Origin of the sequence: Mycobacterium sp., assembly GCF_044342925.1 — a bacterium.
Classification (GTDB): Bacteria; Actinomycetota; Actinomycetes; order Mycobacteriales; family Mycobacteriaceae; genus Mycobacterium.
In genome coordinates, this window is the sequence record NZ_JBIIOV010000184.1 from 1 (window position 1) to 6,002 (window position 6,002).

At 66.6% G+C, this 6,002-nt stretch carries 4 protein-coding genes; 1 reads left to right on the forward strand and 3 read right to left on the reverse strand.

Going from position 1 to position 6,002, the window contains the following annotated elements; all coding sequences use genetic code 11:
- Nucleotides 1–157, reverse strand: a 157-nt coding sequence (locus tag ADBZ6I_RS15300; RefSeq protein WP_526385314.1) for a Y-family DNA polymerase, incomplete at its 3' end; no start/stop codon positions are given.
- 258 nt (nt 158–415) lie between these two features.
- Here ADBZ6I_RS15300 and ADBZ6I_RS15305 point away from each other — a divergent pair.
- On the forward strand, nt 416–1,195 hold the full coding sequence (locus ADBZ6I_RS15305) for a CDP-diacylglycerol diphosphatase (RefSeq protein ID WP_526385310.1): 780 nt from the start codon (nt 416–418) through the stop codon (nt 1,193–1,195).
- Between the two features lie 28 nt (nt 1,196–1,223).
- On the opposite strand, the gene ileS is transcribed toward ADBZ6I_RS15305, so the two are convergent.
- Both ileS and lipL read right to left on the reverse strand, forming a co-directional pair.
- A complete protein-coding gene (ileS, locus tag ADBZ6I_RS15310) occupies nt 1,224–4,364 on the reverse strand; it encodes an isoleucine--tRNA ligase (protein WP_526385312.1) in 3,141 nt (1,046 codons plus the stop codon).
- Nucleotides 4,365–4,647: 283 nt separating this feature from the next.
- Nucleotides 4,648–5,928 (reverse strand): esterase/beta-lactamase LipL, encoded by a 1,281-nt coding sequence (gene lipL, locus ADBZ6I_RS15315; protein WP_526385316.1) that lies wholly within the window; start codon nt 5,926–5,928, stop codon nt 4,648–4,650.
- Between the last annotated feature and the right edge of the window lie 74 nt (nt 5,929–6,002).

A 6,002-nucleotide genomic window follows, 5' to 3' on the forward strand; every position in this document is an offset into this window, starting at 1 on the left:
CCTGATGCACCGGCATGGCCGAGCGGGCGCCGAAGGCGCGGGCCTCGTAGCTGGCGCCGGCCACCACTCCCCGGCCGCCCGTGCCGCCGACCAGCACCGGCCGGCCCCGCAAGGTCGGCCGGGTCAGCTGCTCGACGGAGGCGAAGAACGCATCCATGTCGAAATGCAGCACCCAGCGCGACACCTCTGCAGGCTATCCCGGGCGGAGCACAACTCAATGGGGCTGAGGAGCTTCGCAGCCCAGAACACCCCTCCGCGTGACGGCAGCTCCACCGCCGGGAAGGCGGGGCACATGACCTCCCCGCAGGGCCGGCGGGTCAGCGCGCTTCAAATGCCCTTCCGACGGCCCGCCTGTTTTGCGGTGATACTGAGGTAACCGATCGCGGATTTTGACCAACGTTCCTGAGGAGATTCCATGGCTGGCTCCGGCTACACCCCACCCTCCGACTGCGGCAGGGACGACGATCACACCGACCGCGATAAGTTGTGGTGGGACGGCGCCCAGAAGGCGCCGGACCCTCTCCACCACGAGTACGTGGTTTTCGGCGGCAACGTCCTGGGGTTCAAAGGCGCCTACAACGGACTTCTGGTCGCCAAGACCCGCATCAAGGGCATCGAATGCCCGAAGGTCGTCGATCCCCAAGCCCAGAACTACTGGACATCCGCCTGGGATAAGGCGAAGGGCCTGAACCTGCGCGAACCCAAGGTCTTGGTGAGCGTCAACTCCATGGACGGACGAACCCAGGACCAACTGCACTTTCACCTGACCGTTCTCAAGAGCGACGTCCGGACCCAGTTGGACAACCTCGACATGACGAAGCTCGGACTAAGCACCTGGAACAGAAACCTCTACATCCTCGCCACCAAAGATGAGCAGGGCAAAGACGACACGTACGTCTATCGCATCGCCCATGTGGACGACATCAACACCAACCCGTTCATCCTGCTCAACGATCACGTTGCGACGCAAAAGGATTCCCACGGCAACACGTTCAACGACCGGTTCGCCCAGTCGCTGGCGATCGTCAAAGGCCCTAAGGGCGCGGGCTTCTTCCTAATCGCAACCCAAGGCCAACCGTCCCACGGGGCACCTCAACACACGCCGGACTTGGACCTCAAGGACACAACAGGCAAACACGTCTACGGCGCCAAGACCGTCGAGGCCCTGATAGACCGGGATTGGAAGCCGATCTAAGTCTCGTGTCCGGCGCGCGACGCACCGCTCACGCCTTCGCGATCGCCACCCGCACGCCATCGCCGATCTGCACGCCGTCGCTCGGATCGCCGAATTCGAAACCGGTGGCCAGGATTTCCCGCGCGATCAGGTCGCGGTGAGTGTGCGCCCAGTCGGCGTGCGCGTCTGGAACCGCCATGACGACGGTGATCCGGTCGCTGACATCCAGCCCGGTGGACTTGCGCAGGTCCTGTAGTTCGCGAATACGGTCCTTCGCCCAGCCCTCCGCCTCCAGTTCTTCGGTGACGGTGTCGTCGAGCACGACCAGGCCGGCGCCGCCGGGCAGGGCGGCGGTGCAATCCGGATCGGCGGCGACGAGTTTGGACTCGTACTCCCCCTCCTGCAGAACGACCTCCCCGGCGCTCAGGGTGCCGTCGGGGTTGAGCACGCCGTAGCCGGCCTTGACCGCCTTGATGGCGTCCTGCACCGACTTGCCCAGCCGGGGGCCGGCGGCGCGGGCGTTGACGGTCAGATCGAACCGGCCGTGCGCGGCGATGTCGTCGGTGAGTTCGACGGCCTTGACGTTGAGCTCGTCGGCGATCAGACCGCTGAACGGCTGCAGGTGGTGCGGGTTCTCCACCGCGACAGTGATTTTCGGCAGCGGCAGGCGCACCCGCAGTTTCTTGGCCTTGCGCAGCGACGACGCCGCCGAGCACACCTCGCGCACCTGGTCCATCGCCGCGACGAGGTCGGGCTCCGGTGGCAGCAGATCCTCGGCCGGCCAGTCGGCCAGGTGCACCGACCGCTCCCCCGTGATGCCGCGCCAGATCACCTCGCACGCCATCGGAAGCAGCGGGGCCGCCAGCCTAGTGGCGACCTCCAGCACCGTGTGCAGGGTGTCGATGGCGTCGCGGTCCTCATTCCAAAACCGCGAACGCGACCGGCGCACATACCAGTTCGTCAGTGCCTCGGTGAACTGACGCAGTTGCTCGCAGGCACCGGAAATGTCGCAGATGTCCAGCGCGGCGGTGAGGTCGTCGCGCAGCACGGCGAGTTTAGCCAGGATGTAGCGGTCGAGCACATTAGTGGAGTCGGTGCGCCACGTTCCCTTCTCACGCGCGTACAGCGCGAGGAAGCTATAGGCGTTCCACAGCGGCAGCAGCACCTGACGCACACCCTCGCGGATGCCCTGCTCGGTGACGATCAGGTTGCCGCCCCGCAGAATCGGCGAAGCCATCAGGAACCAGCGCATGGCATCGGAGCCGTCGCGGTCGAACACCTCGTTCACGTCAGGGTAGTTGCGCAGTGACTTGCTCATCTTCTGCCCGTCGTTGCCCAGCACGATGCCGTGGGCAACACAGGTTTTAAAGGCCGGACGGTCGAACAGCGCGGTGGCCAGCACATGCAGGGTGTAGAACCAGCCGCGGGTCTGGCCGATGTACTCCACGATGAAGTCGCCGGGGAAATGCGCTTCCTCGTCCGCCCCACCCAGGAACCAGTCGGCGTTCTCGAACGGGTAGTGCACCTGCCCGTACGGCATGGAGCCGGAGTCGAACCAGACGTCGAAGACGTCCTCGATGCGCCGCATGGTGGCCATGCCGGTCGGGTCGTCGGGGTTGGGCCGGGTCAGCTCGTCGATGTAGGGCCGGTGCAGGTTTGTCGGCCGCACCCCGAAGTCGCGCTCCAGTTCATCCAGGCTGCCGTAGACATCGATCCGGGGATAGGCCGGGTCGTCGGACACCCAGACCGGAATCGGGGTGCCCCAGTAGCGGTTCCGGGAGATCGACCAGTCCCTGGCATTGGACAGCCACTTGCCGAACTGGCCGTCCTTGACATGCTCGGGATACCAGGTGATCTGCTGGTTGAGTTCGACCATGCGGTCACGGAATTCGGTGACGCGAACGAACCACGACGACACCGCCCGGTAGATCAGCGGATTGCGGCACCGCCAGCAATGCGGGTACGGGTGGTCGTAGGTCTCGTGCCGGATCAGCACCGGGGCGTTGACGGCCGCCGCGCCGGTCCCGTTCTTGAGGTCGCGGATGATTTGCGGGTTGGCGTCGAAGACCTGCAGGCCCTGATAGTCCGGGACAGTGGAGTCGAACCGGCCCTTGGCGTCGACCGGCGTCACCGGCACGATGCCGACGGTGTCGGTGGTGGCCTTGTCGTCTTCGCCGTAGGCCGGGGCCATGTGCACCACGCCGGTGCCGTCCTCGGTGGTGACGAAGTCACCCGGCAAAACCTGAAAAGCGGTGGCGGAGTTTACGAAATATGGGAACGGCGGTGCGTACCGCAGCCCCAGCAACTGCTCGCCGGTGTAGCTGCCCACGATCTGCGGCTCCTCCCCCAGCTCGCGGGCGTAGGCCGCCACCCGGGCCCGGGCCATCACGTACCGACGGCCGTCCACCTCGATCACGACGTAGTCCACCTCGGGGTTGACCGCCACCGCCTGGTTGGACGGCAACGTCCACGGCGTCGTGGTCCACACCAGCAGGTAAGCGCCATCAAGGTCGGAATCCGGTTGGTCTACCCGGAATCCCACTGTGATGGCTGGGTCCTGGCGGCGCTGGTAGACGTCGTCGTCCATCCGCAGTTCGTGCGCCGACAGCGGGGTCTCGTCGTTCCAGCAGTAGGGCAGCACCCGCACGCCCTCGTAGGCCAATCCCTTGTCCCACAACTGTTTGAACGCCCAGATGACCGACTCCATGAAGGAGGGATCCAGGGTCTTGTAGTCGTTGTCGAAGTCCACCCAGCGGGCTTGGCGGGTGACATAAGCGCGCCACTCGTTGGTGTATTTGAGCACCGAGTCGCGGCAGGCGTCGTTGAACGCCCCGATGCCCATCTGCTCGATCTGGGCCTTGTCGGTGATGCCGAGCTGGCGCTGCACCTCCAGTTCGGCGGGCAGCCCGTGGGTGTCCCAGCCGAACCGGCGCTCCACCTTGTAGCCGCGCATGGTGCGGTAGCGAGGCACGATGTCCTTGACGTAGCCGGTGAGCAGATGCCCGTAGTGCGGCAGGCCGTTGGCGAACGGCGGGCCGTCGTAGAAGACGTACTCGGGGGCACCGTCGCGGCGGGCCACGCTGGCCCGGAAGGTGTCGTCGTCGGCCCAGTGGGCCAGCACGTCGCGCTCCAGGGCGGGGAAGTCCGGGGAACCGCCGGCGGTCCTGGGGTAGCCGGTCTGCTCGGTCACGCGTCGTCTCCTGTGCCGTCTCGGGCACGGGGACGACGTCGCGCTACGCGCGAGAGCCGCGGTACCACCCCGCTTACGCACGCTCCCCGTGGTGAGGGGACGTACGTCGCTCATTGCGGCTGTGACGGGCCACCCGTTCGGTTCTACTGGGCCGCTGGTGCGGCTGTTCTTCCGAAGGCTCCCCGGTGATGGCCGGATCGACGCCTGTGGACCGCGAGTGTATCGCGTGCCCGGACGGCATCCGGGGGCTGGCGTCCTGTCGGGATGCCGACCGGGGAAGAAACTAGCCCGCCACCGCGCCGGCGAGCATCGGTCCGAACGGCGATCCATGCTCAGTCACCGGCTGGAAGCCACGCTTACGGGCGGCCGCCGCCCCGAGGCGCACCAGCGCCGAGGTTCCGACGAAGCCGGTCTGATCCGACATCACGAGCGGTGTCGAGAGCCGGTTGTGCACCAGGGAGAAGGACAGGCCCTCTTCGGGGATTGCCCAGCCGAACGACCCGCAGAGGCCGACGTGCCCGAAGCCGGGCAGCACGCCCGGAATGGCCAGTCCGTGGAAGCCGAGGTGGAACGCCATCGGCAGGATCAGGTTGCGGTCCGGCCGAAGGTTCCGACGACCGGCGAGCATGGCGACGCGATCCGCCGACAGGTAACGCTGGCCGTCGATGATGCCGCCGTTGGCGATTGCGCCGTACATCCGGGCCATAGCCCGGGCGGTGATGACGCCGTTCGCCGACGGAAGCTCGGTGTCCAACATCGGAACATCCCGCTGCACCAGCGATTTCACGCCCGGGACGTACATCGCGCCGAAGGCGGCGGACAACTCGATCCCGGCGACGGCCGGGGCGAGGACGTTGAACACCGGATTGGGAAGGTTCATCTGAGATCCGATGAACCGGGCGGCCTTGGTCGGCGCGTCGGCCGGCGGCCGGCCGAGATGGACGCCGTCGGTGTTGAGCGGCGCGGCGACCTCGCTGCGCATCAACTCGCGCATGCCCCGGCCGGTGACCGAGCGGGCGAGACCGGACAGCAGCCACCCGTAGGTCAGTGCGTGGTAGGCCGACTTGCCGAAGTGACGTCCGGGCGGGGCCGCGGCGATCCGCTCCTCCATGCGCCGGTGGTCGAACAAGTCACGGTTGCGGACCCCGCGCAGATGGGAAAGTCCGGCTCGGTGTCGCATCACGTCCCGGACGGTGATCTCGGCCTTGCCGTTCGCGCCGAACGCCGGCCAGTACTCGGAGACGGGGGCGTCGTAGTCGATCAGGCCACGATCAGCGAGGCGGTGGATGACCACCGACGCCACGCCCTTGGTCGCCGAGAACACCATCGGAGCGGTGTCGGCGGTCCAGGGCCGTCGGCCGCGGCGATCCGAGTACCCGGTCCATACGTCCACCACCGGCTCGCCGTCGAGGTAGACCGAGAGGGCACCCCCGCCGAGACGGGCGTGGGGGAATAGGGCCGCGAACCCGCGCACCGCGCAAGCGAAGTTCGGGTCAGCACTCCCCTGCACACCCTGGGGGAGTCGTAAACCTCGGTGGCCCGTGGTCTGGATCACATAGGCAATCTACATTCATCGGCGCGCCTGTCAACAGATTTGTTACTGATCTGTTAATGCAACCCCTCGAATCCGTTAACAAG

Bases quoted from the DNA above. Each gene is read 5' to 3' on its own strand.
- ADBZ6I_RS15305 (WP_526385310.1), top strand. From the start codon at position 416: ATGGCTGGCTCCGGCTACACCCCACCCTCCGACTGCGGCAGGGACGAC.